General features: G+C 73.4%; 24 protein-coding genes and 1 pseudogene. 13 read left to right on the top strand and 12 right to left on the bottom strand.

Annotated features, from left to right (window positions below):
• Positions 1-98: 98 nt before the first annotated feature.
• A complete protein-coding gene (locus tag CP977_RS21675; RefSeq protein WP_062752516.1) occupies positions 99-440 on the bottom strand; it encodes a hypothetical protein in 342 nt (113 codons plus the stop codon).
• Between the two features lie 111 nt (positions 441-551).
• Here CP977_RS21675 and CP977_RS21670 point away from each other — a divergent pair, with 111 nt between their 5' ends.
• A complete protein-coding gene (locus CP977_RS21670; RefSeq protein WP_062752517.1) occupies positions 552-824 on the top strand; it encodes a hypothetical protein in 273 nt (90 codons plus the stop codon).
• 92 nt (positions 825-916) lie between these two features.
• On the opposite strand, the gene hutH is transcribed toward CP977_RS21670, so the two are convergent.
• The 5 genes and pseudogenes from hutH to CP977_RS21645 all read right to left on the bottom strand — a co-directional run bounded on the left by hutH (position 917) and on the right by CP977_RS21645 (position 7,237).
• Entirely contained in the window at positions 917-2,458 is a 1,542-nt protein-coding gene (hutH, locus tag CP977_RS21665; protein WP_062752518.1) for a histidine ammonia-lyase, read from the bottom strand.
• A 534-nt stretch (positions 2,459-2,992) separates the two neighbouring features.
• A pseudogene (locus tag CP977_RS21660) lies at positions 2,993-4,102 on the bottom strand (GGDEF domain-containing protein); the annotation flags it as partial.
• A gap of 112 nt (positions 4,103-4,214) precedes the next feature.
• Positions 4,215-5,003 (bottom strand): enoyl-CoA hydratase/isomerase family protein, encoded by a 789-nt coding sequence (locus tag CP977_RS21655; RefSeq protein ID WP_062752520.1) that lies wholly within the window; start codon positions 5,001-5,003, stop codon positions 4,215-4,217.
• 69 nt (positions 5,004-5,072) lie between these two features.
• The gene (locus CP977_RS21650; protein ID WP_062752521.1) at positions 5,073-6,212 is read right to left on the bottom strand and encodes an adenylate/guanylate cyclase domain-containing protein; all 1,140 of its coding nucleotides are present in this window, start codon (positions 6,210-6,212) and stop codon (positions 5,073-5,075) included.
• Positions 6,213-6,382: 170 nt separating this feature from the next.
• On the bottom strand, positions 6,383-7,237 hold the full coding sequence (locus CP977_RS21645; protein WP_062752522.1) for a biotin--[acetyl-CoA-carboxylase] ligase: 855 nt from the start codon (positions 7,235-7,237) through the stop codon (positions 6,383-6,385).
• A gap of 134 nt (positions 7,238-7,371) precedes the next feature.
• Here CP977_RS21645 and CP977_RS21640 point away from each other — a divergent pair, with 134 nt between their 5' ends.
• From CP977_RS21640 to CP977_RS21630, 4 genes are all read left to right on the top strand, one after another.
• Positions 7,372-8,964 carry an acyl-CoA carboxylase subunit beta gene (locus tag CP977_RS21640; protein ID WP_062752523.1) on the top strand — a complete coding sequence of 531 codons (1,593 nt, stop codon included), beginning with the start codon at positions 7,372-7,374 and terminating at the stop codon, positions 8,962-8,964.
• 26 nt (positions 8,965-8,990) lie between these two features.
• Entirely contained in the window at positions 8,991-9,203 is a 213-nt protein-coding gene (locus CP977_RS21635) for an acyl-CoA carboxylase subunit epsilon (RefSeq protein WP_062752524.1), read from the top strand.
• Between the two features lie 138 nt (positions 9,204-9,341).
• Positions 9,342-9,470 carry a morphogenic membrane protein MmpB gene (gene mmpB / locus CP977_RS35240; RefSeq protein ID WP_260321758.1) on the top strand — a complete coding sequence of 43 codons (129 nt, stop codon included), beginning with the start codon at positions 9,342-9,344 and terminating at the stop codon, positions 9,468-9,470.
• 81 nt (positions 9,471-9,551) lie between these two features.
• A complete protein-coding gene (locus CP977_RS21630; RefSeq protein ID WP_062752527.1) occupies positions 9,552-10,157 on the top strand; it encodes a nucleoside triphosphate pyrophosphatase in 606 nt (201 codons plus the stop codon).
• A 5-nt stretch (positions 10,158-10,162) separates the two neighbouring features.
• Here the strand turns inward: CP977_RS21630 and CP977_RS21625 are convergent, their stop codons facing one another.
• The gene (locus tag CP977_RS21625; RefSeq protein ID WP_167308900.1) at positions 10,163-10,606 is read right to left on the bottom strand and encodes a hypothetical protein; all 444 of its coding nucleotides are present in this window, start codon (positions 10,604-10,606) and stop codon (positions 10,163-10,165) included.
• A gap of 373 nt (positions 10,607-10,979) precedes the next feature.
• Between CP977_RS21625 and CP977_RS21620 the strand changes: the two genes are divergently transcribed.
• Both CP977_RS21620 and CP977_RS21615 read left to right on the top strand, forming a co-directional pair.
• Positions 10,980-12,734, top strand: a complete 1,755-nt coding sequence (locus CP977_RS21620; RefSeq protein WP_062752528.1) for an acetyl/propionyl/methylcrotonyl-CoA carboxylase subunit alpha — start codon at positions 10,980-10,982, stop codon at positions 12,732-12,734.
• Positions 12,735-12,813: 79 nt separating this feature from the next.
• Complete coding sequence (locus CP977_RS21615) at positions 12,814-13,359, top strand: TetR/AcrR family transcriptional regulator (protein ID WP_152370669.1); 546 nt, start codon at positions 12,814-12,816, stop codon at positions 13,357-13,359.
• A gap of 52 nt (positions 13,360-13,411) precedes the next feature.
• Here CP977_RS21615 and CP977_RS21610 read toward each other — a convergent pair whose 3' ends face one another.
• Positions 13,412-14,338 (bottom strand): DeoR/GlpR family DNA-binding transcription regulator, encoded by a 927-nt coding sequence (locus CP977_RS21610; RefSeq protein WP_062752530.1) that lies wholly within the window; start codon positions 14,336-14,338, stop codon positions 13,412-13,414.
• Between the two features lie 225 nt (positions 14,339-14,563).
• Positions 14,564-16,003, bottom strand: a complete 1,440-nt coding sequence (locus CP977_RS21605; protein ID WP_030217003.1) for an NAD(P)H-quinone dehydrogenase — start codon at positions 16,001-16,003, stop codon at positions 14,564-14,566.
• 236 nt (positions 16,004-16,239) lie between these two features.
• On the opposite strand from CP977_RS21605, the gene CP977_RS21600 reads away from it, so the two are divergent.
• From CP977_RS21600 to CP977_RS21590, 3 genes are all read left to right on the top strand, one after another.
• Complete coding sequence (locus tag CP977_RS21600) at positions 16,240-16,677, top strand: gamma-glutamylcyclotransferase family protein (RefSeq protein ID WP_062752531.1); 438 nt, start codon at positions 16,240-16,242, stop codon at positions 16,675-16,677.
• 170 nt (positions 16,678-16,847) lie between these two features.
• Complete coding sequence (locus CP977_RS21595) at positions 16,848-17,651, top strand: purine-nucleoside phosphorylase (RefSeq protein ID WP_062752532.1); 804 nt, start codon at positions 16,848-16,850, stop codon at positions 17,649-17,651.
• A gap of 336 nt (positions 17,652-17,987) precedes the next feature.
• Complete coding sequence (locus CP977_RS21590) at positions 17,988-19,652, top strand: phospho-sugar mutase (RefSeq protein ID WP_062752533.1); 1,665 nt, start codon at positions 17,988-17,990, stop codon at positions 19,650-19,652.
• Between the two features lie 79 nt (positions 19,653-19,731).
• Here CP977_RS21590 and CP977_RS21585 read toward each other — a convergent pair whose 3' ends face one another.
• From CP977_RS21585 to CP977_RS21575, 3 genes are all read right to left on the bottom strand, one after another.
• Entirely contained in the window at positions 19,732-20,403 is a 672-nt protein-coding gene (locus CP977_RS21585) for a PH domain-containing protein (protein ID WP_062752534.1), read from the bottom strand.
• 34 nt (positions 20,404-20,437) lie between these two features.
• On the bottom strand, positions 20,438-21,070 hold the full coding sequence (locus tag CP977_RS21580) for a class F sortase (RefSeq protein WP_152370668.1): 633 nt from the start codon (positions 21,068-21,070) through the stop codon (positions 20,438-20,440).
• Positions 21,071-21,225: 155 nt separating this feature from the next.
• A complete protein-coding gene (locus CP977_RS21575; RefSeq protein ID WP_152370667.1) occupies positions 21,226-22,464 on the bottom strand; it encodes a hypothetical protein in 1,239 nt (412 codons plus the stop codon).
• 286 nt (positions 22,465-22,750) lie between these two features.
• On the opposite strand from CP977_RS21575, the gene deoC reads away from it, so the two are divergent.
• From deoC to CP977_RS21560, 3 genes are read left to right on the top strand one after another with little or no spacing between them, the layout of a single operon-like run.
• On the top strand, positions 22,751-23,710 hold the full coding sequence (gene deoC, locus CP977_RS21570) for a deoxyribose-phosphate aldolase (protein WP_152370666.1): 960 nt from the start codon (positions 22,751-22,753) through the stop codon (positions 23,708-23,710).
• Between the two features lie 5 nt (positions 23,711-23,715).
• Positions 23,716-25,152: an aldehyde dehydrogenase family protein gene (locus CP977_RS21565; RefSeq protein ID WP_062752538.1), complete on the top strand. Its 1,437-nt coding sequence runs from the start codon at positions 23,716-23,718 to the stop codon at positions 25,150-25,152.
• Complete coding sequence (locus CP977_RS21560) at positions 25,145-26,038, top strand: aldehyde dehydrogenase family protein (protein WP_062752539.1); 894 nt, start codon at positions 25,145-25,147, stop codon at positions 26,036-26,038. Before CP977_RS21565 ends, CP977_RS21560 begins: the two co-directional genes overlap by 8 nt.
• The last annotated feature ends 48 nt before the right edge of the window (positions 26,039-26,086 follow it).

Raw genomic sequence — 26,086 nt, 5'->3', positions numbered from 1 at the left:
CGCACCGGCGGAGCGTTCGGTTCCCCGCCGGGCGCCCGGTGTCGCGGGAAGGCCCCGGGACGGTGTCCCGGGGCCCGCGAGCAGGCAGGACACCGGCCTCAGGGGCGGTCGTCTTCGTCTTCCTCCGCCCCATCTTCCTCTCCGAGGTCCCATTCCAGCGCATCGGGGTCGTAATCGATCTCCTCGCTGCTCCAGGACGCCTGGACCATCTCGATGCCGGGGACGTCGCGGATCAGGTCGAAGGGTTCGACGAGGTACGCGAGGGCCTCGGCGCCGTCCTCGCGCGCGGCGGCGCGGGCGTGCGTCCGCTCCTCCTCGGGCATGAACTCGTCGGCGTCGATCCGGGCCTCGGCCGCCGCGGCCAGTTCGGCCGGTCCGTCGATCTCCAGGACCACATCGACGCGAAGGCGTACATAGCGCGTGGTGTCAGAAGTGCTCATGGTCCGGAGCGTAGGGGTCGGGAGGGCCTCGGCTTTCCCGCGACCCGCTGTGTTCACTAGCATCGGCACGCCGACCGATTCACGGTTTCCGCAAGGAGGATCGAAATCTCCGTGTCCGCCGCCCGACGCCTCCTGCTGACCGCCGCCGTCGCCGGAACGCTGCTGTGCGCCCTGTGGTTCGTGCCGTCCGCGAACGCCGCCGACCGGTGGGGCGGTGGGGTACGGGTCGGGGTGAGCGAGAGCGGTCCCGCCGTGCCCGACGGGCGCCTCGCGGAGACCGGGGGCCGGGACACGGTGCCGTACCTGCTCGGCGGGACGGCGTTCCTGGGCGTCGGTGCGAGCTTCGTGGTCCTGGCGATGCGCCGCCGGGGCCGGGCCTCCTGAACCGCGTTCCCCCGTCGCGCACTTGTGCGTGAGGGCCCGCCCCCGCCGGAGACCTCCGGTGGGGGCGGGCCCTCGCGCGTGCTCCAACGCCCTTACGCCAGCGGGCCGGTGACCGGCTCCACGGCGGCGACCACCCGTCCCTCGCGTACGAAGGCGTCGGCGGCGGCCAGGTCGGGGGCGAGGAAGCGGTCCGGGCCGGGGCCCTGGACGCCGGCCTCGCGCAGGGCGGTGATGACGGCCCGCGAGGCGGGGGCCGGGGTGAGGCCCGCGCGGAGCTCGACGCCCCGGGTGGCCGCGTACAGCTCGACGGCGATGATCCGGGTGAGGTTGCCGATCGCGGTGCGCAGCTTGCGGGCGGCGGACCAGCCCATGGAGACGTGGTCCTCCTGCATCGCGGAGGACGGGATGGAGTCGGCGGAGGCCGGGACGGCGAGCCGCTTCATCTCGCTGACCAGGGCGGCCTGCGTGTACTGGGCGATCATCAGGCCCGAGTCGACGCCGGCGTCCTCGGCGAGGAAGGGCGGCAGGCCGTGCGAGCGGTTCTTGTCGAGGAGCCGGTCGGTGCGGCGCTCGGCGATGGAGCCGAGGTCGGCGGCGGCGATCGCGAGGAAGTCGAGGACGTACGCGACGGGGGCGCCGTGGAAGTTGCCGTTGGAGCGGACCTCGCCGTTGGCCAGGACCACCGGGTTGTCGACGGCGGCGGCCAGTTCGCGCTCGGCGACGAGGCGGGCGTGGGCCAGGGTGTCGCGGCCGGCGCCGGCGACCTGCGGGGCGCAGCGGATCGAGTAGGCGTCCTGGACGCGGGGGGCCTCACCGGCCTGGAAGTGGCCGGTGAGGCCGGAGCCCTTGAGCACGGCCAGCATGTTGGCGGCGGAGGCGGCCTGGCCGGGGTGGGGGCGGATGGCGTGCAGCTCGGGTTCGAGGACCTTCTCGGTGCCGAGGAGGGCTTCGAGGGAGAGCGCGGCGGTGACGTCGGCCGACTTGTAGAGGGTGTCGAGGTCGGCGAGGGCCATGACCAGCATGCCGAGCATGCCGTCGGTGCCGTTGAGGAGGGCGAGGCCCTCCTTCTCCTTGAGCTCGACGGGCGCGATGCCGTGCTCGGCGAGCAGCTCGCCGGCGGGGCGGACCTGCCCGTCGGGGCCCTCGGCGTCGCCCTCGCCCATGAGGGCCAGGGCGCAGTGGGAGAGCGGGGCGAGGTCGCCGGAGCAGCCGAGGGAGCCGTACTCGTGCACGACCGGGGTGATGCCGGCGTTGAGGACGTCGGCCATGGTGCGGGCCACCTCGGGGCGGACGCCGGTGCGGCCGGAGGCGAGGGTCTTCAGGCGCAGGAACATCAGGGCGCGCACGACCTCGCGCTCGACGCGGGGGCCCATGCCGGCGGCGTGCGAGCGCACGATGTTGCGCTGGAGCTGGGCGCGGAGCTCGTGGCCGATGTGGCGGGTGGCGAGGGCGCCGAAGCCGGTGGAGACCCCGTAGACGGGCTCGGGCTTGGCGGCGAGCGCGTCGACGACCTCCCGGGCGGCGGCGAGGGCCTGCACGGCCTCGGTCGACAGCTCGACGCGGGCGCCGTGGCGGGCGACGTCGACGACGTCCTGCGGGGTCGTGCCGGACGTGCCGAGGACGACTGTCTGCATATCCATATTCAGCACCCTACGGATTGAAGACCGACCTGTCACTAGGGGATTTCGTCACCGGCCCGGGTGGGGGTTGTCCCTTACCGGGTCGGCGCCTCCGGTACCGCCTCCGGGCCGGTGCCGGACGCGGTGTCGGTGCCGGAGGCGGTGTTGGTGCCGGACGCGGTGTTGGTGCCGGTGCAGCTTCCGCTCCCGCTGTCGCCGGGCCGCCCGGCGCTGTCGCCGATCCCGTCTCCGGTGCCGCCGGACCGCCCGCCGCGACCGGGCCCGTCACCCGCCGGGTCCCGTAAGGCCCGTTCACCGGTCCGCCGGAGGGGGCCCGTCCTCCGACGGGGGCTCCTCGGGCCGGAGGGCCGTCTCCGTCGGGTCCTCGCCCGGGGGCTCCACGGGCCAGGCCGCGGGCTCGGGGCGCTCCGGGCCCCGGCCCGGGCCGAGGTCGGAGCCGGGGCCAGAACCAGGGCCGGGGTCCGGGTCCTGATCCGGGGCCGGCAGTCCCGGTTCCGGGTCCGTCGTCCCCGGCTCCGGCAGTTCCACCGGCGGCGCGTCGCGGAAGCGGCGGCGGTCGCGGGCGCCCGGCGGCGCGTCCGCGAGGCGCACGACCGTGCCGTCGCGCCCCGCCACCACGGGCTTCGCCGAGCGCCCGGCCTTGGCCCGGTACTGCGCGGCGTCCGCGAGCCGGAAGAGGCGGCGGGCCGACTTGAGGGGTCCGATCGGGTCGCCCGTGGAAGCCACCCCGCAGGCCACGCCCTCGCCCAGCTCCAGCTCCGCCGCCCGTACGCACAGCTCCTCGGCGACCGCGACCACCTCGTCCGCCGTCGGGCCGACCGTCAGGAGGCAGAACTCGTCGCCGCCGAGGCGGGCGGCGAGGGCGCCGGGGAGCCGGGCGCCGCAGCGGGAGAGGACGGAGCCGAAGCGTTCGAGGAGGCGGTCGCCGACCGCGTGGCCGTGGGTGTCGTTGACCCGTTTGAGGCCGTTGAGGTCGCAGACCACCAGGCTCACCACGGAGCCGTCCGTCCGGTAGCGCTCGACGGCCTCGTCCAGCCGGGTGTCGACGGCCCGCCGGTTGGCCAGGCCGGTCAGGGGGTCGGTGAAGGCGAGCTTGCGGACCTCCTCCAGGCGCTCGGCCTGGGCGATGCCCGCCGCGACGACCGCCGCGAGGACGGTCGCGAAGCCCGCGTCCGCGCTGGTGAAAGGTTTCGCCTGGGGCGGCCTGGCCACGTACAGCTCGCCCCAGGCCCGCCCGTGGAGCACGATCGGGGCGACCACGCAGCAGCCCCGGCCGCGCCGCCGCAGACCGGTCACGCGGCCGGTCGCGACGGGGTCGGCGGCGGTCTCCACCCAGGCGTCGGGCTCGCCGCCGCCCGCCCACCGCTCGTGCAGGAACTCGGTGATCTCGGGGAACTGGTGGACCGGGTACGTCTCCGCGTCCGGGAACTCCTCCTCCCCCACGGCCCGCTCCCCGGCGTTCACCAGGACCTTGAGCCGTCCGTGGTCCCGCTCCCAGACGGACAGCGCGGCGAAGCTCCCGTCGAGCCCGTCGCGGGCCCCGAGCGCAGCCGCCCGCCAGAACTCCCGTGGAGTGTGCGCCGCCGCCATCGCCTGCGCCAGCGCCACTACGGCCCGCAGCCGCCCGTCCTCACCCATTCCTCCAGCTTAGGGAGGTTTGATCCGTTTTCCCCTCCGGGACGTCACGGAAAGTGACCCGTCGGGCGGATCGAGACCGGGTGAATCGGGCGGCCCGGCCGGACCGGGCGGGTCACTCCCCCGGCCACTCCGGCTTCCGCTTCTCGTTGAAGGCCGCCACGCCCTCGGCCCGGTCGCCCGAGAAGGCCACCGAGCGCCAGGCCGCGTCCTCGACCTCCAGGCCCGCCCGCAGATCCAGGCCCTGGCCGAGCCGCATGGCCTTCTTCGCGGCGCGCAGGCCCACCGGGGAGTTGACCGCGATCCGCCCGGCCAGCTCCAGGGCCCCCGTGCGCGCGTCCTCCGCCAGGAGGTCCACCAGGCCCAGCTCGCGGGCCTCGGCGGCCTCCACCCGGCGGGCCGTGAAGACCAGCTCGGCGGCGCGTGCCGCGCCCACCCGGCGCGGGAGGAGCTGCGTACCGCCGCCGCCGGGGATGACGCCCACGGAGACCTCGGGCAGGCCCACGACGGCGGTCGCGTCGGCCACGATCACGTCGCAGGCGAGCGCCAGCTCGAAGCCGCCGCCGAGGGCGAAGCCGTGCACGGCGGCGACGGTCGGCATGGGCAGCTCCAGGACGCCGGTGTAGGCGGCGCGGGCGGTCGGGCGCTGGCGGACCAGCTCGGCGTCGGTGAAGGAGTTGCGCTCCTTGAGGTCGGCGCCGACGCAGAAGGCGCGGTCGTTCGAGGAGGTGAGGACGGTGACGCGGACGGCGGCGTCGGCGGCGAGCGCGTCGCAGGCGGCCGCGAGGGAGCGGGCCATCTCGGAGGAGACGGCGTTCATCGCCTTGGGCCGGTCGAGGACCAGCTCGGCGACGTGCCCCTCCCGCCGGACCACCACGAACTCACCGAAACGCTGCTCGGACATGACCGCACACCCTCCCACCAGCCGGCTCCGCCCGTTAACGGCTGTTAACCGGCGTTCACGGAGGAGATCCTAGGACGGACGGCGGCTCAGGAGCCAGGGTTCGATGACGCCGAGGCCGCGGACCGGGCGCTGCCACATCGGCTGGAGCGCGAAGCGGTACGCGGCGGGCGTGCGGCCCTCCTTCTCGGCGCGGGCCGCCTCCTCGGCCGCCTCCGCCTCCGAGACGGGCGCCTCGCCGGTCCTGGTCAGCTCCTTCGCGAAGGCGCTGTCGACCAGGACGGCGTCCTTGGGGGCTATCGAGGTGAGCCGGCTGGCCAGGTTCACGGTGGTGCCGAAGACGTCGCCCATCCGGGTCGTCACGGTGCCGAAGGCGATGCCGACGCGCAGCGCGGGCATCGTGTCGTCGTGGCCGAGGGTCTCGATCAGGCGCAGCGCGATCTCGGCGGCGATGCCGGCGTCGTCCGCCGCGTAGAGGACCTCGTCGCCGAGGGTCTTGATGAGCCGGCCGCCGTGCGCGGCGACGAGGTCGGCGCAGGTGGTCTCGAAGGCCTCGACCAGCTCGCCCAGCTCCTCCTCCTCCAGACGGCGGGTGAGCCGGGTGAAGCCGACGAGGTCCGCGAAGCCGACGGCGAGCCGACGGTCGACCATCTCCTCGTCGTCGGCGGCCTGCACGACCCGGCCGGTGGCGGCGGCGAGCTGCCGGCGCCACACGTAGATCAGGAACTCCTCCAGCTCGGGCAGGAGCAGCTCGACCAGGGGGTACGTGACCTCGGTGCGGGTCATGCCGGGCTCGGGCGGCTCGGTCAGGCCCTCCAGGAAGGAGTCGATCTGCCACTCGGCGAGCCGGGCGGTGGTCTGCCCGGTGGACCGGGCGACCTGCACGGCCATCGGCTCGCTGAGCAGCCCGGCCTCGACGAGGCCCGCGAGCCGCCGCAGGGCGAGCACGTCGGCCTCGGTGAGCGCCTTGGCCTGCCCGATGTCGGCGAAGCCCATGGCGCGCCAGAAGCGGGAGGCCAGCTCCATGGAGACGCCGGCGGTCCGGGCGGCCTGGAAGGGCGTGTAGCGGCGGTCCGCGCCGAGGATGAGCTGTTCGAGGCGGATGGCGAGGGGGTCGTCGCTCGGCTCGGCCGTGTGGTCGACCTCGTGGTGGGGGGTGGGGTACGCGGGAGGCTCGGGCGCTCCGCCCGAGTTCTCGTCGTCGACGGTCACCGGCCGCCTCCTGCCCGTTCCCTGCCCACTTGCCCTGCCGATCTGTCGCCTGGATCGCGCTCCACGATACGACAGGTGTGGAATGGCTCACGCCCGGAAGGCGGGCCGTTCCGTCCCCCGGAGGGGTCGGGGAGCCGTTCCGGAACGGCTCCCCGACCCCTCCGGGTCCGTCAGAGGTCCGGCGTCCGTACGTGGACGATGTCGCCCGCGCCCACCGCCTCCGTGCCGCCGCCCTCCGTGGCCACCACCAGGCGCCCGTCGCCGTCCAGGGCGATCGCCTCGCCCTCCAGGGTCCGCTCGCCGGGCAGCTCGGCCCTGATCCGGCGCCCGAGGGTCGCGCAGCCGGCCGCGTAGGCCTCCTGGAGCCCGGAGGCGGCGGGGTCGCCGCCGGCCCGCACCCACTCCCCGTACCACTGGGCGAGGGAGCGCAGGACGGCCCGCAGGAGGGTGTCGCGGTCGCTGGAGACCGCGTCGGCCAGGAGGAGGGAGCCGGCGCCGGGGACGGGCAGTTCGTCCTCGCGGAGGGTGACGTTGAGGCCGAGGCCGACGACGACGCCGTCCGTGCCGGCCCGCTCGGCGAGGATGCCGCCGGTCTTGCGTTCCTCGCCCTTGACGGAAACGAGGAGGTCGTTGGGCCATTTGAGGGACATGTCGACGCCGGCGGCCTTCGCGAGGCCGGTCGCCGCCGCCACGCCCGTGAGCAGCGGGAGCCAGCCCCAGCGGTGGGCCGGCACGTCCGGCTTGAGCAGCACGGAGACGAAGATCCCGGAGCGGGCGGGGGCGGTCCAGGTGCGGTCGAGACGGCCCCGGCCCGAGGTCTGCTCCTCGGCGACGAGGACCGCGCCCTCGGGCAGGTCGGCGGCCCGGGCGGCGAGGTCGGTGTTGGTGGAACCCGTGGTGGGGACCACGTCGAGCGAGGTCCACAGTCCGTCGGGGAGGACGAGCGCGCGGCGCAGGGCCGTCTCGTTGAGCGGGGGCCGGTCGAGGTCGGACCAGCGTCCGCCGGAGCCTTGGGAGGACGTCATGCAAGCCAGAGTAGGTGTGGCAAAGACCGCAGTGCCGAACCGTATCGGCGTGGATACGCTACGGGTCAGTAGGGCACCAGTAGCCCATTCGCAGTCAACGAACCCCCCGTGACCAGGCAGGGAGCCGCATCCCGATGTCCGAGCCGGCAGAGCAGCACGAGATCGACATTCACACGACCGCGGGCAAGATCGCGGACCTCAAGCGCCGTATCGACGAGGCCACCCACGCCGGCTCGGAGCGTGCGGTGGAGAAGCAGCACGCGAAGGGGAAGCTGACCGCGCGCGAGCGGATCGCCCTCCTCCTCGACGAGGGGTCCTTCGTCGAGCTGGACGAGTTCGCCCGGCACCGCTCCACCAACTTCGGCCTGGAGAAGAACCGCCCGTACGGCGACGGCGTCGTCACCGGCTACGGCACGGTCGACGGGCGCCCGGTGGCCGTGTTCTCGCAGGACTTCACGGTCTTCGGCGGGGCGCTCGGCGAGACGTACGGCCAGAAGATCATCAAGGTGATGGACTTCGCGCTGAAGACCGGCTGCCCGGTCATCGGCATCAACGACTCCGGCGGCGCCCGCATCCAGGAGGGCGTGAGCGCGCTCGGGATGTACGGCGAGATCTTCCGCCGCAACACCCACGCCTCCGGCGTGATCCCGCAGATCTCGCTGGTCGTCGGCCCGTGCGCGGGCGGCGCGGTGTACTCCCCGGCGATCACCGACTTCACGGTGATGGTCGACCAGACCTCGCACATGTTCATCACGGGCCCCGACGTCATCAAGACGGTGACCGGCGAGGACGTGGGCTTCGAGGAGCTGGGCGGCGCCCGGACGCACAACGCGACCTCGGGCGTGGCGCACCACATGGCGGGGGACGAGAAGGACGCCGTCGAGTACGTGAAGTCCCTGCTCTCCTACCTCCCTTCGAACAACCTGTCGGAGCCGCCGGCCTTCCCGGAGACCGCGGACACCGAGGTGTCGGACGAGGACCGCGAGCTGGACGTGCTCATCCCGGACTCGGCGAACCAGCCGTACGACATGCACAAGGTCATCGAGCACGTCCTGGACGACGGCGAGTTCCTGGAGACGCAGGCGCTGTTCGCGCCGAACATCCTGACCGGCTTCGGCCGCGTCGAGGGCTTCCCGGTCGGCGTGGTCGCCAACCAGCCGATGCAGTTCGCCGGCTGCCTGGACATCGACGCCTCCGAGAAGGCCGCGCGCTTCGTGCGCACCTGCGACGCCTTCAACATCCCGGTCCTGACCTTCGTGGACGTGCCGGGCTTCCTGCCGGGCGTGGACCAGGAGTACGGCGGCATCATCCGGCGCGGCGCGAAGCTGATCTACGCGTACGCGGAGGCCACGGTCCCGCTGATCACGGTCATCACCCGGAAGGCCTTCGGCGGCGCGTACGACGTCATGGGCTCCAAGCACCTGGGCGCGGACCTGAACCTGGCGTGGCCGACGGCGCAGATCGCGGTCATGGGCGCGCAGGGCGCGGTCAACATCCTGCACCGCCGCACCATCGCCGAGGCGGAGGACGTGGAGGGCACCCGGGCGCGGCTGATCCAGGAGTACGAGGACACCCTGCTCAACCCGTACACGGCGGCCGAGCGCGGGTACATCGACGGCGTGGTCCTGCCGTCCGACACGCGCCCGCAGATCGTCAAGGGCCTGCGTCAGCTCCGTACGAAGCGGGAATCCCTGCCCCCGAAGAAGCACGGCAACATCCCGCTCTGAACCCTCCGGACCTGCAAGGAGCCGACATGATCAAGGTCGTACGAGGAAACCCGACTCCGGAGGAGTTGGCCGCCGCACTGGCGGTGGTTCAGGCCCGGGCCGCGGCCACGGCGGCGGCGTCCGCCGAGAGCGGCGGCCCGGCGGTACCGGAGGGGTGGTCGGACCCCTCCCGTATCGCGCGGGCCGTACGGCAGCGCCCGGGTCCGCGGGCCTGGGCGAGGTCGTACTGGCCCGTGTAGACGTGGGGGCCGGAAGGCCGCGGGGCCGGATCCCTTGTGCGGGGGGTCCGGCCCTCCGCGCGTGTGACCGCGGACACCGGGCCGGTTGAGTACCCGTACTCAGGCGCCGTACCCCCTTCCGGCCGCAGGATCGTGGGCATGCTGTGGTCCGACCCGAAGAATCAGCCGCCGAAGTTCATGCGCGAGATGCAGGCGATGCTCCGCCGCGCCGGCGTGCTCCTGGCGCTCGCGATGGTGGTGGCGATGTTCGCGGTCGGCGTGCGCTGAGCCACGCGCGTACGTGCCTCCGGCAGATCAGGCACAGCCACGCGCGCGTACCCCGGCCCCCGTACTGGCTACGCTGCCCCCATGACTGCTGATCCGCGCCGTGTCGTGCTCGCCTCCGCCTCCCCCGCCCGGCTCGGTCTGCTGCGGCAGGCCGGACTCGCTCCCGAGGTGATCGTGAGCGGCGTCGACGAGGACAAGGTCCACGCCCCGACCCCGGCCGAGCTCGCGCTCGCCCTCGCGGAGGCGAAGGCCGCCCATGTGGCCGCCCGGCCCGAGGTGTTCGGCGCGCTGGTCATCGGCTGCGACTCGGTCCTGGAGCTGGACGGGAAGGCACTGGGCAAGCCGGCCGACGCCGAGGAGGCCGTGGCCCGCTGGAAGGCGATGCGGGGCAGGGTCGGCGTCCTCCAGACGGGTCACTGCGTGTACGACACGGCCGCCAAGCGCTACGAGTCGGCGACCGCCTCCACCGTGGTCCGCTTCGGCGAGCCGACGGACGAGGAGGTGGCGGCGTACGTGGCGAGCGGCGAACCGCTGCACGTGGCGGGCGCGTTCACCCTGGACGGGCGCTCGGCGCCGTTCATCGACGGCATCGACGGCGACCCGGGCAACGTGATCGGCCTGTCCCTGCCGCTGCTGCGGCGGCTGCTGCGCAAGCTGGGCGTGGAGATCACGGACCTCTGGGCCTGAGGGTTTCAGGCGGGGGCCGGGGCCGGGGTCTCCTCCTCGGCGGCCGGTCGCTCCCCGGCCCCCTTCCCGTACGCCACCAGGGTGAGGACGACCAGGCCGAGCACCGTCATCAGGAAGGCGAAGGCCTGCCAGCCGAGGAGGCCGACGGCGACCGCGCCGAGGACGCCGTGCACGATCGCGCAGCCGATGAGCAGGCCCCGGCCGAAGCGGCCCGGGCGGCGGTCGCGGAGGCCCGCGCGGAGGGCGACGAGGGCGCAGAGGACGAGGGCCGCCCCGGAGGCGATGCCGAGGGCCCAGGTGCCGGTGACCATCGCGCCGGGGTCCATGCCGTCGAGGGACATCGACTGGACCTCCACGAAGCGCGCCATGACGGCGTTGATCGCGACGATGCCGGGTGCCTCCAGGAGGAGCACCGCTGCCGTCACGAGGGCTATCGGTCTGCGGGCCACCTCGGCCACCCCCTGGATTCGCCTGTTACCGACAGTACGATCGACAGCGGGAAGGCTACTGGCCGGTAAACCCCTGGACAAGAGTTCGCACACGCCGGGGCACGACGGAAGGTCGCGCAAAGAAACGCCGAACCGTTCGTAGGGACCCGACAAAGAAACCCGAACGGCGACTGGCCTCATGAACAGAGACCTGCGCCACACCCCGGAGCTACTGTGCCGTAAAGGAACCCTGCGTACCGTGGTGCGACAAGGGAATTCACGATCCGAGCAGGCCCTGGGTCACCCTCCGTGTGGGAAAGCTCACCACTGGGGACGGGTCGAAAGGCCGTGTCGGCAGTCCCTAAACTCAGCTTGTTTCAAGGAGGGAGCCATCGTGCGCAAGGTGCTCATCGCCAACCGTGGCGAAATCGCTGTCCGTGTGGCCCGGGCGTGCCGGGACGCGGGTATCGGCAGCGTGGCCGTGTACGCCGAGCCGGACCGGGACGCGCTGCACGTCCGTGCGGCCGACGAGGCGTTCGCCCTGGGCGGTGACACTCCGGCCACCAGCTACCTGGACATCGCCAAGGTCCTCCAGGCCGCGAAGGACTCGGGGGCGGACGCGATCCACCCGGGCTACGGCTTCCTCTCGGAGAACGCCGAGTTCGCGCAGGCGGTCCTGGACGCGGGCCTGATCTGGATCGGCCCGCCGCCGCAGGCGATCCGGGACCTGGGCGACAAGGTGGCGGCCCGTCACATCGCGCAGCGCGCCGGCGCCCCCCTCGTGGCCGGCACCCCCGACCCGGTCTCGGGCGCGGAGGAGGTCGTGGCCTTCGCGAAGGAGCACGGCCTGCCGATCGCCATCAAGGCCGCCTTCGGCGGCGGCGGCCGCGGCCTGAAGGTCGCCCGCACCCTCGAAGAGGTCCCGGAGCTGTACGACTCCGCCGTCCGCGAGGCCGTCGCGGCCTTCGGCCGGGGCGAGTGCTTCGTGGAGCGCTACCTGGACAAGCCGCGCCACGTCGAGACCCAGTGCCTGGCCGACCAGCACGGCAACGTGGTCGTGGTCTCCACCCGCGACTGCTCGCTCCAGCGCCGCCACCAGAAGCTGGTGGAGGAGGCCCCGGCCCCCTTCCTGACGGACGAGCAGAACAAGCAGCTGTACGCCGCGTCGAAGGCGATCCTGAAGGAGGCCGGCTACGTCGGCGCCGGCACGGTCGAGTTCCTCGTGGGCCTGGACGGCACGATCTCCTTCCTGGAGGTCAACACCCGCCTCCAGGTCGAGCACCCGGTGACCGAGGAGGTCACGGGCATCGACCTGGTCCGCGAGATGTTCCGCATCGCCGACGGCGAGGAGCTGGGCTACGGCGACCCGGAGATCCGCGGCCACTCCTTCGAGTTCCGCATCAACGGCGAGGACCCGGGCCGCAACTTCCTCCCGGCCCCCGGCACCGTCACCCTCTTCCAGCCCCCGACCGGTCCGGGCGTCCGCCTGGACGCGGGCGTGGAGTCCGGCTCGGTCATCGGCCCGGCCTGGGACTCGCTCCTCGCGAAGCTGGTCATCACCGGCGCCACCCGCGAGCAGGCCCTCCAGCGCGCCGCGCGCGCCCTGGCGGAGTTCAAGGTGGAGGGCATGGCCACCGCCATCCCGTTCCACCGGGCGGTCGTGGTCGACCCGGCGTTCACCGCGGACCCGTTCCGGGTCCACACCCGGTGGATCGAGACGGAGTTCGTCAACGAGATCAAGCCCTTCGCCCCGGCCGGCCCGGACGCCGACGAGGACGAGTCGGGCCGCGAGACGATCGTCGTCGAGGTCGGCGGCAAGCGCCTGGAGGTCTCGCTGCCGTCGTCGCTGGGCATGTCCCTGGCCCGTACGGGTCTGGCGGCCGGCGCCAAGCCGAAGCGCCGCGCGGCGAAGAAGTCCGGCCCGGCGGCCTCGGGCGACACCCTCGCCTCTCCGATGCAGGGCACGATCGTGAAGATCGCGGTCGAGGAGGGCCAGGAGGTCAAGGAGGGCGACCTGATCGTCGTCCTGGAGGCCATGAAGATGGAGCAGCCGCTGAACGCGCACCGCTCCGGCACCGTCAAGGGCCTGAACGCCGAGGTCGGCGCCTCGGTCACCTCCGGCGCCGCCATCTGCGACATCAAGGACTGACGCCGCACCCAGTACGGTACGGAGGGCCCGCAGGCAGCCGCCTGCGGGCCCTTCGCCGAGGGGAGGGCCTCCGACCGCCATGCGCGCCGACGCACGCCGCAACCACGAACGACTGCTCGTCGAGGCCCGGGCCGCCTTCGCCGTCCAGGGCGCCGACGCTCCCCTGGAGGAGATCGCGCGCCGGGCGGGCGTGGGGATCGGCACCCTCTACCGCCACTTCCCCACCCGTGCCGACCTGTTGAACGGCGTCTTCCAGGAGGCCCTGGCGGAACTCCTGGACCGCTCGCGCGCGTTGGCGGACACCGACGAGCCGTGCCGGGCGCTGGTGGAGTGGCTGCGGGCCCTGGTCGCCCACGCGGGCGAGTACCGGGGTCTCGCGCACGCGCTGATGTGCGCCTCGTACGACCGCAGTTCCGCGCTCTTCCGGTGCAGCGACCCGCTGCGCGCGGCGGGCGAGCTGCTGCTCGGGCGGGCCCGGGAGGCGGGCCAGGTCCGGGCCGACGTGTCGATCGGGGACCTGATGCAGCTGACCAACGCGATCGCGCTCGCGGCGGAACAGTGCCCGGAGGACGCCGAGCTGGCGGACCGTCTGCTCGCGCTGACGCTGCGGGGGATCAAGGCCTGAGGCCCGTACGGGCCCCGGGCGCGCGTCCCCGGGGCGGGCCGGGCGCCGCCCCTCAGCGGCGGCGCAGGTCCGCGACCCGGGCCGTGCGCTCCAGCGTCTCCGCGGCGAGCCCGCCGCCCGGGCCCCGGAACTGCCCCGCCACCATCCGGCCGCGCTGGCCCGGGAGGGGCACGTCACGGCGGGGCCGGGCTCCCGGGGGGAGCTGGTCGCCCCCGGCGGGTCCGGAGCCGGCGCCCGTGCCCGCGACGGCGATCTGCACGCCCTGGTCCGCGAGGGCCTGGAGCTCGGTGGCGGCCCGCTCGTCGTGGGCCGGGGGCTCGTCGGTGACCAGACGGGTGATCACGTCCGTGGGCACCGTCTGGAACATGGTGTCGGAGCCCAGCTTGGTGTGGTCGGCGAGGACCACCACCTCGGCCGCCGCCTGGACGAGCGCCCGGTCCACGCTCGCGGAGAGCATGTTGGAGGTGGACAGGCCGCGCTCGGCGGTCAGGCCGCTCCCGGAGAGGAAGGCCCGGGAGACCCTGAGCCCCTGGAGCGACTGCTCGGCCCCGCTGCCCACCAGCGCGTAGTTGGAGCCGCGCAGGGTGCCGCCGGTCATGACGACCTCGACCCGGTTGGCGTGGGCGAGGGCCTGGGCGACGAGCAGGGAGTTGGTGACCACGGTCAGGCCGGGCACGCGGGCGAGCCGGCGGGCCAGCTCCTGCGTGGTCGTCCCGGCGCCGACGACGATGGCCTCGCCCTCGTCGACGAGGCTCGCCGCGACGTCGGCGATGGCCGTCTTCTCCGCGGTCGCGAGATGGGATTTCTGCGGGAAGCCGGATTCTCGCGTGAATCCGCCCGGCAACACCGCACCGCCGTGGCGGCGGTCGAGGAGTCCTTCTGCCTCCAGGGCCCGTACGTCCCTCCGTACGGTCACCTCCGAGGTCTGGACGACGCGGGCGAGCTCACGGAGCGACACGGCTCCGTTGGCGCGCACCATTTCGAGGATCAACTGGCGACGTTCTGCAGCGAACACGAAACTGACAGTAACATGGCCGAGCGATGCTTTTCAGCAGTATGCGGCGAATTGCAGAAGTTGCGCACGGACGGGGCCCCCAAGTGGTATGGGAGGCCCCGTCATTGATCGTTCTATGCCCCGGCTTGCCGGGGGTTGTCCGAGTCGGCGAACCGTTCCCGCAGGCGGGAGCCGGGCCGGACGCGGCGACTAGGCGTCGCCCGCCGACTTTCGGGTCTGCAACTGCCGTGCCACTTCCGCGATCGAGCCCGACAGGGAGGGGTACACGGTGAAAGCATTTGCGATCTGTTCGACGGTCAGATTGTTGTCGACCGCGATCGAGATCGGATGGATCAGTTCGCTCGCCCGCGGGGCGACGACGCAGCCGCCGACCACGATGCCGGTGCCCGGGCGGCAGAAGATCTTGACGAAGCCGTCCCGGATGCCCTGCATCTTCGCGCGCGGGTTGCGAAGGAGCGGCAGCTTGACGACCTTGGCGTCGATCTTGCCCGCGTCCACGTCGGCCTGGGTGTAGCCGACGGTGGCGATCTCGGGGTCGGTGAAGACGTTCGAGGAGACCGTCTTCAGGTTGAGCGGCGTCACCGCGTCGCCCAGGAAGTGGTACATCGCGATCCGGCCCTGCATGGCGGCGACCGAGGCGAGCGCGAAGACGCCCGTGACGTCGCCGGCCGCGTAGACGCCGGGGGCGGAGGTGCGCGAGACCCGGTCGGTCCAGATGTGCCCGGAGTCCTTGAGGCGGACGCCCGCCTCCTCCAGGCCCATGCCGGCCGAGTTCGGGATCGCGCCGACGGCCATCAGGCAGTGGGTGCCGGAGATGACCCGGCCGTCGGCGAGGGTGACCTCGACCCGGTCGCCGACCCGCTTGGCGGACTCGGCGCGGGAGCGGGCCATGACGTTCATGCCGCGGCGCCGGAAGACGTCCTCCAGGACGGCGGCGGCGTCCGGGTCCTCGCCGGGCAGGACCCGGTCGCGGCTGGAGACCAGGGTGACCCGGGAGCCGAGCGCCTGGTAGGCGCCGGCGAACTCGGCGCCGGTGACGCCGGAGCCGACCACGATGAGCTCCTCGGGAAGCTCCTTGAGGTCGTAGACCTGCGTCCAGTTCAGGATGCGCTCGCCGTCGGGCTTGGCGTCGGGCACCTCGCGCGGGTGGCCGCCGGTCGCGATCAGCACGGCGTCCGCGGTCAGCGTCTCCTCGGTGCCGTCGGCGGCGGTCACGACCACCTGGCGGGAGCCGTCCACGGCCTGACGGCCGGAGAGCCGGCCGCGGCCGCGCAGCACGCGGGCGCCGGCGCGGGTGACGGAGGCGGTGATGTCGTGGGACTGGGCGAGCGCGAGGCGCTTCACCCGCCGGTTGACCTTGCCGAGGTCGACGCCCACGACCCGGGCGGCCTGGTCGATGTGCGGGGTGTCGTCCGCGACGATGATGCCCAGCTCCTCGTACGAGGAGTCGAAGGTGGTCATCACCTCGGCGGTGGCGATCAGGGTCTTGGAGGGGACGCAGTCGGTCAGGACGGACGCGCCGCCGAGGCCGTCGGTGTCGACGACGGTCACCTCCGCGCCGAGTTGGGCGCCCACCAGGGCCGCCTCGTATCCGCCGGGTCCGCCGCCGATGATCACGATCCGGGTCACTGGGATCTACGCCTCGCGCTCTCGTTCTGCCGGGGGGTCCCCCCGTGGGCTGCAGTGCGTACGCCATTGTCCCGCACGCTTCAAGTGCGTACCCCATTGTCCCGCACGTCCGGCGCGGGCACGCGGCGGGGGCTCCGAAGGGGTGCGGGGACGGTCCGAGGGGCGACCGGGGAAGCGGGCGGGGAGCGGCCGGGGAACCGGCCCGCCCCCTCACCCCCTCCCGTACCCTCGGTCCCATGTCCCTCTACGCCGCTTTCGCCGGCAACCTGGACGCGCGGCTGATGAGCCGCCGCGCACCGCACTCCCCGCTGCGCGGGACCGGCTGGCTGAACGGCTGGCGCCTCACCTTCGGCGGGGAGCAGATGGGGTGGGAGGGAGCCCTCGCCACCATCGTGGAGGCCCCCCGCTCCCAGGTCTTCGTGGCGCTGTACGACATCGCGCCGATGGACGAGGACTCCCTGGACCGCTGGGAGGGCGTGGGCCTCGACGTCTACCGGCGCATGCGGGTGCGGGTGCACACCCTGGACGGCGAGGAACCCGCCTGGGTGTACGTCCTCAACGGATACGAGGGCGGTCTTCCGTCGGCCCGCTACCTGGGCGAGGTCGCGGACGCGGCCGAGTCGGCGGGCGCGCCGCACGACTACGTGATGGAGCTGCGCAAGCGCCCCTGCTGAGCGCCCGCGGACCCGTCCGGCCGTGCTTTCGTCGGAAACGACAAGACAACGATCGCATGTCCGTCAGCACCGTCATCTACGCGCGTAGGGATTCTCCGGCTACGCTTCTTCGCGTAGCAAATCGTCCGGGGCCCGCCTCGGACCCCCCCTCCCCGAGGCGAGAGAAGTCAGTGAACGCAACTGCCACCCCGTACGAGGCCGCCGAGGCCGCCGCCGCACGTCTTCGCGAGCTGACCGGAGTCGAGAGCCACGACGTCGCCCTGGTCATGGGCTCGGGCTGGGCGCCCGCCGTCGACGCGCTCGGCGCCCCCGAGGCCGAGCTCCCGGTGACCGAGCTCCCCGGCTTCCCGCCGCCGGTCGTCGAGGGCCACGGCGGCACGATCCGCTCGTACAAGATCGGCGAGAAGCGCGCCCTGGTCTTCCTGGGCCGCACCCACTTCTACGAGGGCCGGGGCGTCGCCTCCGTCGCCCACGGCGTCCGCACCGCCGTCGCCGCCGGCTGCAAGACCGTCGTCCTGACCAACGGCTGCGGCGGCCTGCGCGAGGGCATGCGCCCCGGCCAGCCGGTCCTGATCAGCGACCACATCAACCTGACGGCCGCCTCCCCGATCGTCGGCGCGAACTTCGTGGACCTCACCGACCTGTACTCGCCGCGGCTGCGCGCGCTGTGCAAGGAGGTCGACGAGACCCTCGAAGAGGGCGTGTACGTGCAGTTCCCCGGCCCGCACTACGAGACCCCGGCCGAGATCAACATGGTCCGCGTCCTGGGCGGCGACCTCGTCGGCATGTCCACCGTCCTGGAGGCCATCGCGGCCCGCGAGGCCGGCGCCGAGGTCCTGGGCATCTCGCTCGTCACCAACCTGGCGGCGGGGCTCTCGGGCGAGCCGCTGAACCACGAGGAGGTCCTCCAGGCGGGCCGGGACTCGGCGGCCCGGATGGGCGAACTGCTGACGCGGGTCCTCGACCGGATCTGATCCTCTTCCCGCGCGCCGGGGCGGGCGCTCCGGGGCGCGGTCGGGTGCGGGCGGGGGTGCCGCTGCGCGGGGCCTCTCCCCCACCCCTCCCCCTACGCCTAGCGGCGCGCGGGGACCCCCAGCGAGGCTGGGCCTTCAGCCCGTCCGGCCTCTGAGGACACGCCCGCAGGGCGTACGGGGGTCCGGGGGCTCGCCCCCGGTTACGGGAAGGGGCGGGATGGGGAAAGGCTCCGCGCAGCGGCCCACACACCCACCCGCACCCCACCCACCGGCACCGCCCCACCCCCACCCCCGCCCCGCCCCCGTACAGAGCCCGCCCCCTCCGAAAGGCACACCGTGACGCAGGACGACGACCTCCTCACCCGGGCCCAGGCCTGGCTCGACGAGGACCCCGACCAGGAGACCCGCGAGGAGCTCGCGCGGCTCATCGAGGCCGGCAGGGCCGGTACGGCGGACGAGCTCGCCGTCCGCTTCGCCGGCACGCTCCAGTTCGGCACGGCCGGACTCCGGGGCGAGCTGGGCGCGGGCCCCATGCGGATGAACCGCTCGGTGGTCATCCGCGCCGCCGCCGGCCTCGCCGCGTACCTGAAGGGCAAGGGCCAGGAGGGCGGCCTCGTCGTCATCGGCTACGACGCCCGCCACAAGTCCGCCGACTTCGCCCGCGACACCGCCGCCGTGATGACCGGCGCCGGGCTGCGCGCCGCGCTGCTCCCCCGCCCGCTGCCGACGCCCGTCCTCGCGTACGCCATAAGGCACCTGGGGGCCGTCGCCGGCGTCGAGGTGACCGCGAGCCACAACCCGCCGCGCGACAACGGCTACAAGGTCTACCTGGGCGACGGCTCGCAGATCGTGCCGCCCGCCGACGCGGAGATCGCCGCCGAGATCGCCGCCGTCCGCTCGCTGCACGACGTGCCGCGCCCGGAGGACGGCTGGGAGACCCTGGGCGACGAGGTGCTCGACGCCTATCTGGAGCGTACGGACGCGGTCCTGACGCCCGGCTCGCCCCGGACCGCGCGGACCGTCTACACGGCCATGCACGGCGTCGGCAAGGACGTCCTGACGGCCGCGTTCGCGCGCGCCGGCTTCCCGCCGCCCGCCCTGGTGGCCGAGCAGGCCGACCCGGACCCGGACTTCCCGACGGTCGCCTTCCCGAACCCGGAGGAGCCGGGCGCGATGGACCTCGCCTTCGAGGCGGCCCGCGCCGTGGCCCCGGACCTGGTGATCGCCAACGACCCGGACGCCGACCGCTGCGCGGTGGCCGTGCCGGACCCGGCCGTCGAGGGCGGCTGGCGGATGCTCCGGGGCGACGAGGTGGGCGCGCTGCTCGCCGCGCACCTGGTGCGCCGGGGCGTCACGGGCGTCTTCGCCGAGTCGATCGTCTCGTCCTCGCTGCTCGGCCGGATCGCGGAGGCGGCGGGCGTCGGGTACGAGGAGACGCTGACCGGCTTCAAGTGGATCGCCCGCGTCGAGGGCCTGCGGTACGGCTACGAGGAGGCGCTCGGCTACTGCGTCGACCCGGAGGGCGTCCGCGACAAGGACGGCATCACGGCCGCGCTGCTCGTCACCGAGCTGGCCTCGGTGCTCAAGGAGGAGGGCCGGTCCCTGACCGACCTCCTGGACGTCCTGGCCGTGGAGCACGGGCTGCACGCCACGGACCAGCTGTCGGTGCGGGTCGAGGACCTGGGGATCATCGCGAACGCGATGGCCGCGCTGCGCGAGCGCCCGCCGGTCGCCCTGGCCGGGCTGACGGTCGTCTCGGCCGAGGACCTGACGAAGGGCACGGAGGCGCTGCCGCCCACGGACGGCCTGCGCTACCACCTGGAGGGCGACTACCGCGCCCGGGTGATCGTGCGCCCCAGCGGCACCGAGCCCAAGCTCAAGTGCTACCTGGAGGTCGTGGTCCCGGTGGCCGGCGCGGACGCGCTGCCGACGGCCCGCGCCACGGCCGCGGAGCTGCTCGGCGCGCTCAAGCGGGACCTGGCGGAGGCGGCGGGGCTGTAGGCCACCGGCACACGCGTCGGGGCCGGTACGGAAGGGGACTTCCGTACCGGCCCCGACGCGTGTCCGGGCGTCCGTCCGCTCAGCCCGTCGCGCCCAGGACCACCAGGAGCAGCAGTCCGGCGACGGCGGGCGCGATGATCTCGTACGCCCAGCGCACCTGCGGCTCGCCCTGCGCCTCCGGGCTGCCCGCGTGGCGCTCGGCGAGCTCGCGCAGGTCGGCGACGGTCTGGTCGGTGGGCGCGGTGCGCGCGGCGCTCTGCCGCACGTCGGCGGTGACGGAGGTACGGCCGTGGGGGTCGTCCTGGGAGGCGCGGGCGGCCCGGCGGGCGGCCTTCTTGCGCTGGCGCAGCGAGACGGGGACGGCCCAGAGCTGGTACTTGTCGCCCTCCTGGGTGAAGGCCTCGCTGGAGTAGCCGGCGCGGACGTCGGCGACGGAGGCCCAGGGCAGCGTGACCGTCCGGAACGGGTTGCGGATCCGCAGCCGCCGGTCATTGGCGTACACGGCGGGCCGGATCGTGAAGGCGACGATCAGCGGCACGGCGAGGACGAGCCCGGCGAGCGCGAGCCAGGGGGCGCGGCCCTCGCCGCGGAGCATCGCGTCGCCGGCGAACACGGCCGCGAGCACCAGGAGGAACACCCCGCTCGCGATCCCGAGGGGCGACCGGAAGACCCGGTCGGCGTAGGACTGCTCAGGTGTCGACCCGGAGCCGGGCTCGTGGCGCGGCTCGGGGGTCGGCTCAGGGGTCGTCATGCCGCCGATTCTGCCTCAGCGGGCGGACGGGGGCTCAGGCGGCCCGCACGGCCACGAGGTCGGCGTACAGAATGATGTTGTCGGGGCGGTGGCCGCCGGTCAGCTCGCCGCCGCAGGTGATCAGGCGCAGCTCGGGCCGGGTGGTGTCGCCGTACACCTTGGCGGTCGGGAAGGAGTCCTTGTCGACCTGCTCCAGCTCCCTGACGCGGAAGACGACGGTCTTCCCGTCGGCGCGGGTGACGGCGATCTCGTCGCCGGCCCGGGCGCGGGAGACGTCCTTGAGGACGGCCGGGCCGCGTGCGGTGTCGAAGTGCCCGATGAGGACGGCGGGGCCGGTCTCGCCGGGCGTGACGCCCTTGTCGTACCAGCCGATGCGGTCGGCGTCCGCGACGGAGGGCACCTCGACGGTGCCGTCGGCGGCGAGCCCCAGTTCCAGGACGGGTCCGGCGTCGACCCCGGTGGAGGCCATCCGGACCCGGACGGGCAGGGAGCGCGCCAGCGGCCGGACGGGGGCGGCGCTCGGCGCGGGCGCGGCGGTCTCGGTGACCCGTGCGGGCGGGACGGCCTGCGCCGCGGCCCCGCCCCCGGCCGAGCATCCGGTGAGCGCGGCGAGCGATGCCAGGGAGGCGAGGAGCAGGACGGCGGTACGGGGGCGGGTGCGGTTCACGGCGGGGCTCCGGGCGGGCGGGTGACGGGGTGCGGCCAGCCGCCGCGCGGGACGCGGCGGCCGGCCGGGGGTGGGGTGGTGCTCCCGCTCGGGTCAAGGGGCGGGGAGACGGGTGGTGCGGCGGGGGACGGCGTACGGACTGTCCCCGTACGGGATCAGACGCGGGCGGCGGCCGTCCGGCGGCGCAGGACGACGAAGCCCAGGCCCGCGGCGGCGAGCGAGGCGGCACCGGCGCCGGCCGCGACCGGGGCGGTGGAGTCGCCCCCGGTGCCGGGCTCGGCGCCGGCCGCGACGCCGCCCTTCGGGACGACGGTGGTCTGACCGGCGTTGTGGGGCGCGGTGCCCGTGGTGGCGGAGGGGGCCGGGGCCGGGGTGGCGTCGTCCTTCTCGCAGCCCTTGGGCAGCTTCGGGAACGCGCTCCAGCGGAACGGGGTGTCACCGCCCTGGGTGCGCTGGCCGAGCCGCGGGGCGAGGGTGTCCGCACCCTCGATCTTCAGCCCGACCCGGCTGTCGAAGGGGTGGGCCCGGTCGGCGGTGCCCTGCACCTTGCCCTCGTTGTCGATGAGGACGGCCTTCGGGCCCTTCGCCAGGTCATGGGTGAGCGTCACGCTCCAACCGTCACCGAAAACCGAGGGGACCACCTGCCGGACGGTGCACTCGCCGAGGACGACAGGGGCGCCGGGGGCGGGCGCGGTGGGCCGGCCGCCGCCCGTGCCGTACGGCTCCGGGGCGGCCTGCCGGGGCGAGCCGGGTACGTAGGCGGAGAACTGGCCGTCCTGCTCCAGGACGACGACGGCCTTGCCGAAGGTCCAGACCGTGCGGACGCCGTTGACATAGGTGTAGCCGCGGCCCTTGCCGTTCTCGATCAGCTGAAGGCCGAAGCGGCCGTCCTTCCTGCCCAGCTCCAGGACGGTGCCGTCGACGAGCCGGTAGACGCCGGGGGTGTTGGGGGCGGTGTTCCCGACCCAGTTGTGGGTGGTGCCGTCCGGGTTCAGGACGAAGAACTCGCCGTTGTCCTGACCGGCGGCGGGGCGGGTGACCGCCTCCAGGACGCCGACCGGCCGGCCCTGGCGGAAGAGTTCCGCGCGGTGGTTCTGCTGCTTGACCTTGTAGATCTTGGCGACCGTGCCGTTGAGGAGGGTCTCGGTGCGGACGAGGATCCCCTTCGCGGCGTCGGCCTCGGCGCCGGTCGGCGTGGTGGCCGTGGCGGTCGGGACCGGAGTCGTGGCGGTCGGCGCGGAGGTCGTGGCAGCCGGGGTCGGGGCGGACGGAGCGGTCGGAGCGGCGGACGGGCCGTCCGCCGCGAAAGCGGCACCCGCGGTGAACGCGGGGGCGGTGATCGCGACGCCCGCGACGAGGGCGGTGGCGAGGGCGGTGCGAAGGGCGGTGCGCATAACGACTCCTGTGTTTCAGGCAGGTGGTGGATGGAGAGCCGCATGCCGCTTTTTCTCGGTCCGTCTTGATTCCGGTGAGGTCTGGCCGGCTGCAAGAAGAAATCTATTGATCTTGTATTCAGGACTTGTCCGCTCCATGTCACGGGCCTGTGACGGCGGTCACCCGCCGATCGCCCGCCCCTCCCGCACCGACCACCACGCCGACCGCCCGCCTGTGACCTCGGGCTCTGCCGACCACCTCCCCTGTACAGGTCGCTACGCGCGTAGATATGCTCGACTGGTGACCATGCCCACCACTGCACCCGCAGCACTCGCATTCGCCGACGTGACCACGTCCGACAGTGCGCTGCGCCGCTTCCTCCACGGGCTGCCCGGCGTCGACGCCGTCGGCCTGGAGGCGCGCGCCGCGTCCCTCGGCACCCGCTCGATCAAGACCACGGCCAAGGCGTACGCCATCGACCTGGCCATCTCCATGATCGACCTGACGACGCTCGAAGGCGCGGACACCCCGGGCAAGGTCCGGGCGCTCGCCGCCAAGGCCGTCAACCCCGATCCGACCGACCGCACGACCCCGACGACCGCCGCCGTCTGCGTCTACCCCGACATGGTGGCCACCGCCAAGGCCGCCCTCGCGGGCTCGGACGTCAAGGTCGCCTCGGTCGCCACCGCCTTCCCGGCCGGCCGCGCCGCGCTCCCCGTGAAGCTCGCCGACACGGCCGACGCCATCGCCGCCGGGGCCGACGAGATCGACATGGTCATCGACCGTGGCGCCTTCCTCGCCGGCCGCTACCTGGAGGTGTACGAGCAGATCGCCGCGATCAAGGCGGAGTGCGGCGACCGCGCCCGCCTCAAGGTGATCTTCGAGACCGGCGAGCTGTCCACGTACGACAACATCCGCCGCGCCTCCTGGCTCGGCATGATGGCCGGCGCGGACTTCATCAAGACCTCGACCGGCAAGGTCGCGGTCAACGCCACCCCGGCGAACACGCTCCTCATGCTGGAGGCCGTGCGCGACTTCCGCGCGCAGACCGGCGTGCAGGTGGGCGTGAAGCCGGCCGGCGGCATCCGCAACACCAAGGAGGCGATCAAGTTCCTGGTGCTCGTCAACGAGACCGTGGGCGAGGACTGGCTGGACAACCACTGGTTCCGCTTCGGCGCCTCCAGCCTGCTCAACGACCTGCTGATGCAGCGCCAGAAGCTGGCGACCGGCCGCTACTCCGGCCCCGATTACGTGACGGTGGACTGATCAACATGGCATCTGCATTCGAGTACGCGCCGGCGCCCGAGTCCCGGTCCGTCGTCGACATCGCCCCCTCCTACGGCCTGTTCATCGACGGCGAGTTCGTCGACGCGGCCGGGGGCAAGGTCTTCAAGACCGTCTCCCCCTCCACCGAGGAGGTCCTGTCCGAGGTCGCCCGCGCGGGCGCCGAGGACGTCGACCGCGCGGTGAAGGCGGCCCGCAAGGCCTTCGAGAAGTGGTCGGCGCTGCCCGGTTCCGAGCGCGCCAAGTACCTCTTCCGGATCGCCCGGATCATCCAGGAACGCAGCCGCGAGCTGGCCGTCCTGGAGACCCTGGACAACGGCAAGCCGATCAAGGAGACCCGCGACGCGGACCTCCCCCTGGTCGCCGCGCACTTCTTCTACTACGCGGGCTGGGCCGACAAGCTCGACCACGCCGGCTACGGCGCGAACCCCCGTCCGCTGGGCGTCGCCGGCCAGGTCATCCCGTGGAACTTCCCGCTGCTGATGCTGGCGTGGAAGATCGCCCCGGCGCTCGCGACCGGCAACACGGTCGTCCTGAAGCCGGCCGAGACGACCCCGCTCTCCGCCCTGTTCTTCGCGGACATCTGCCGCCAGGCCGGGCTGCCGAAGGGCGTCGTCAACATCCTCCCCGGGTACGGGGACGCGGGCGCCGCGCTGGTCGAGCACCCGGACGTCGACAAGGTCGCCTTCACCGGCTCGACCGCCGTCGGCAAGGCCATCGCGCGCTCCGTCGCGGGCACGGACAAGAAGGTGACCCTGGAGCTGGGCGGCAAGGGCGCCAACATCGTCTTCGACGACGCCCCGATCGACCAGGCCGTCGAGGGCATCGTCAACGGCATCTTCTTCAACCAGGGCCAGGTCTGCTGCGCGGGCTCGCGCCTCCTGGTCCAGGAGTCGATCCAGGACGAGCTCCTGGACAGCCTGAAGCGCCGGCTCTCCACCCTCCGCCTCGGCGACCCGCTGGACAAGAACACCGACATCGGCGCCATCAACTCCTCCGAGCAGCTGGCGCGGATCACCACCCTGGTCGAGCAGGGCGAGGCGGAGGGCGCCGAGCGCTGGACCGCCGCCTGCGAGATCCCGTCCGCCGGCTACTGGTTCGCCCCGACGCTCTTCACGAACGTCACGCAGGCGCACGCCATCGCCCGCGACGAGATCTTCGGCCCGGTCCTGTCGGTGCTCTCCTTCCGTACGCCCGACGAGGCCGTGGCGAAGGCCAACAACAGCCAGTACGGCCTGTCGGCGGGCATCTGGACGGAGAAGGGCTCCCGCATCCTCGCGGTGGCGAACAAGCTCCGGGCCGGGGTCGTCTGGGCCAACACGTTCAACAAGTTCGACCCGACCTCGCCCTTCGGCGGCTACAAGGAGTCGGGCTTCGGCCGCGAGGGCGGCCGTCACGGTCTGGAGGCCTACCTCGATGTCTGACGCGAACCGTCTGAGCGTCTTCAAGACCTACAAGCTGTACGTCGGGGGCAAGTTCCCCCGCTCCGAGAGCGGCCGGGTGTACGAGGTGACCGACTCCAAGGGCAAGTGGCTGGCGAACGCCCCCCTGTCCTCCCGCAAGGACGCCCGTGACGCGGTCGTCGCCGCCCGCAAGGCCTTCGGCGGCTGGGCGGGCGCGACCGCGTACAACCGCGGCCAGATCCTCTACCGCGTCGCCGAGATGCTGGAGGGCCGCAAGGGCCAGTTCGTGCACGAGGTCGCGGACGCCGAGGGCCTGTCCAAGAACAAGGCGGCCGTCCTCGTCGAGGCCGCGATCGACCGCTGGGTCTGGTACGCGGGCTGGACCGACAAGATCGCCCAGGTCACGGGCGGCGCCAACCCGGTCGCGGGCCCGTACTTCAACCTCTCCACCCCCGAACCGACCGGTGTCGTCACGGTCCTGGCCCCGCAGGACTCGTCCTTCCTGGGCCTGGTCTCGGTGATCGCCCCGGTGATCGCCACGGGCAACACGGCCGTGGTGGTCGCGAGCGAGAGGTCCCCGCTGCCCGCGCTCTCCCTGGGCGAGGTGCTCGCCACCTCCGACCTGCCGGGCGGCGTGGTCAACATCCTCTCCGGCAAGGCCTCCGAGATGGGCCCGCACCTCGCGGCCCACCAGGACGTCAACGCGATCGACCTGACGGGCGCGTCCGACGACGACCTCGCCCGCGAGCTGGAGATCGCGGCCGCGGACAACCTGAAGCGCGTCCTGCGCCGCCGCACCGAGGACTTCGCGGAGACCCCCGGTACGGACCGCATGACCGCGTTCCTGGAGACGAAGACGGTCTGGCACCCGACGGGCAGCCTGGGCGCCTCCGGCTCCTCGTACTAGAAGACGCGTGCGGAAGGGCCCCCGGGGCGACCCCGGGGGCCCTTCGCC

The organism is Streptomyces cinereoruber (assembly GCF_009299385.1).
Classification (GTDB): Bacteria; Actinomycetota; Actinomycetes; order Streptomycetales; family Streptomycetaceae; genus Streptomyces; species Streptomyces bikiniensis.
This window is presented reverse-complemented; position numbering and strand designations above follow the sequence as displayed.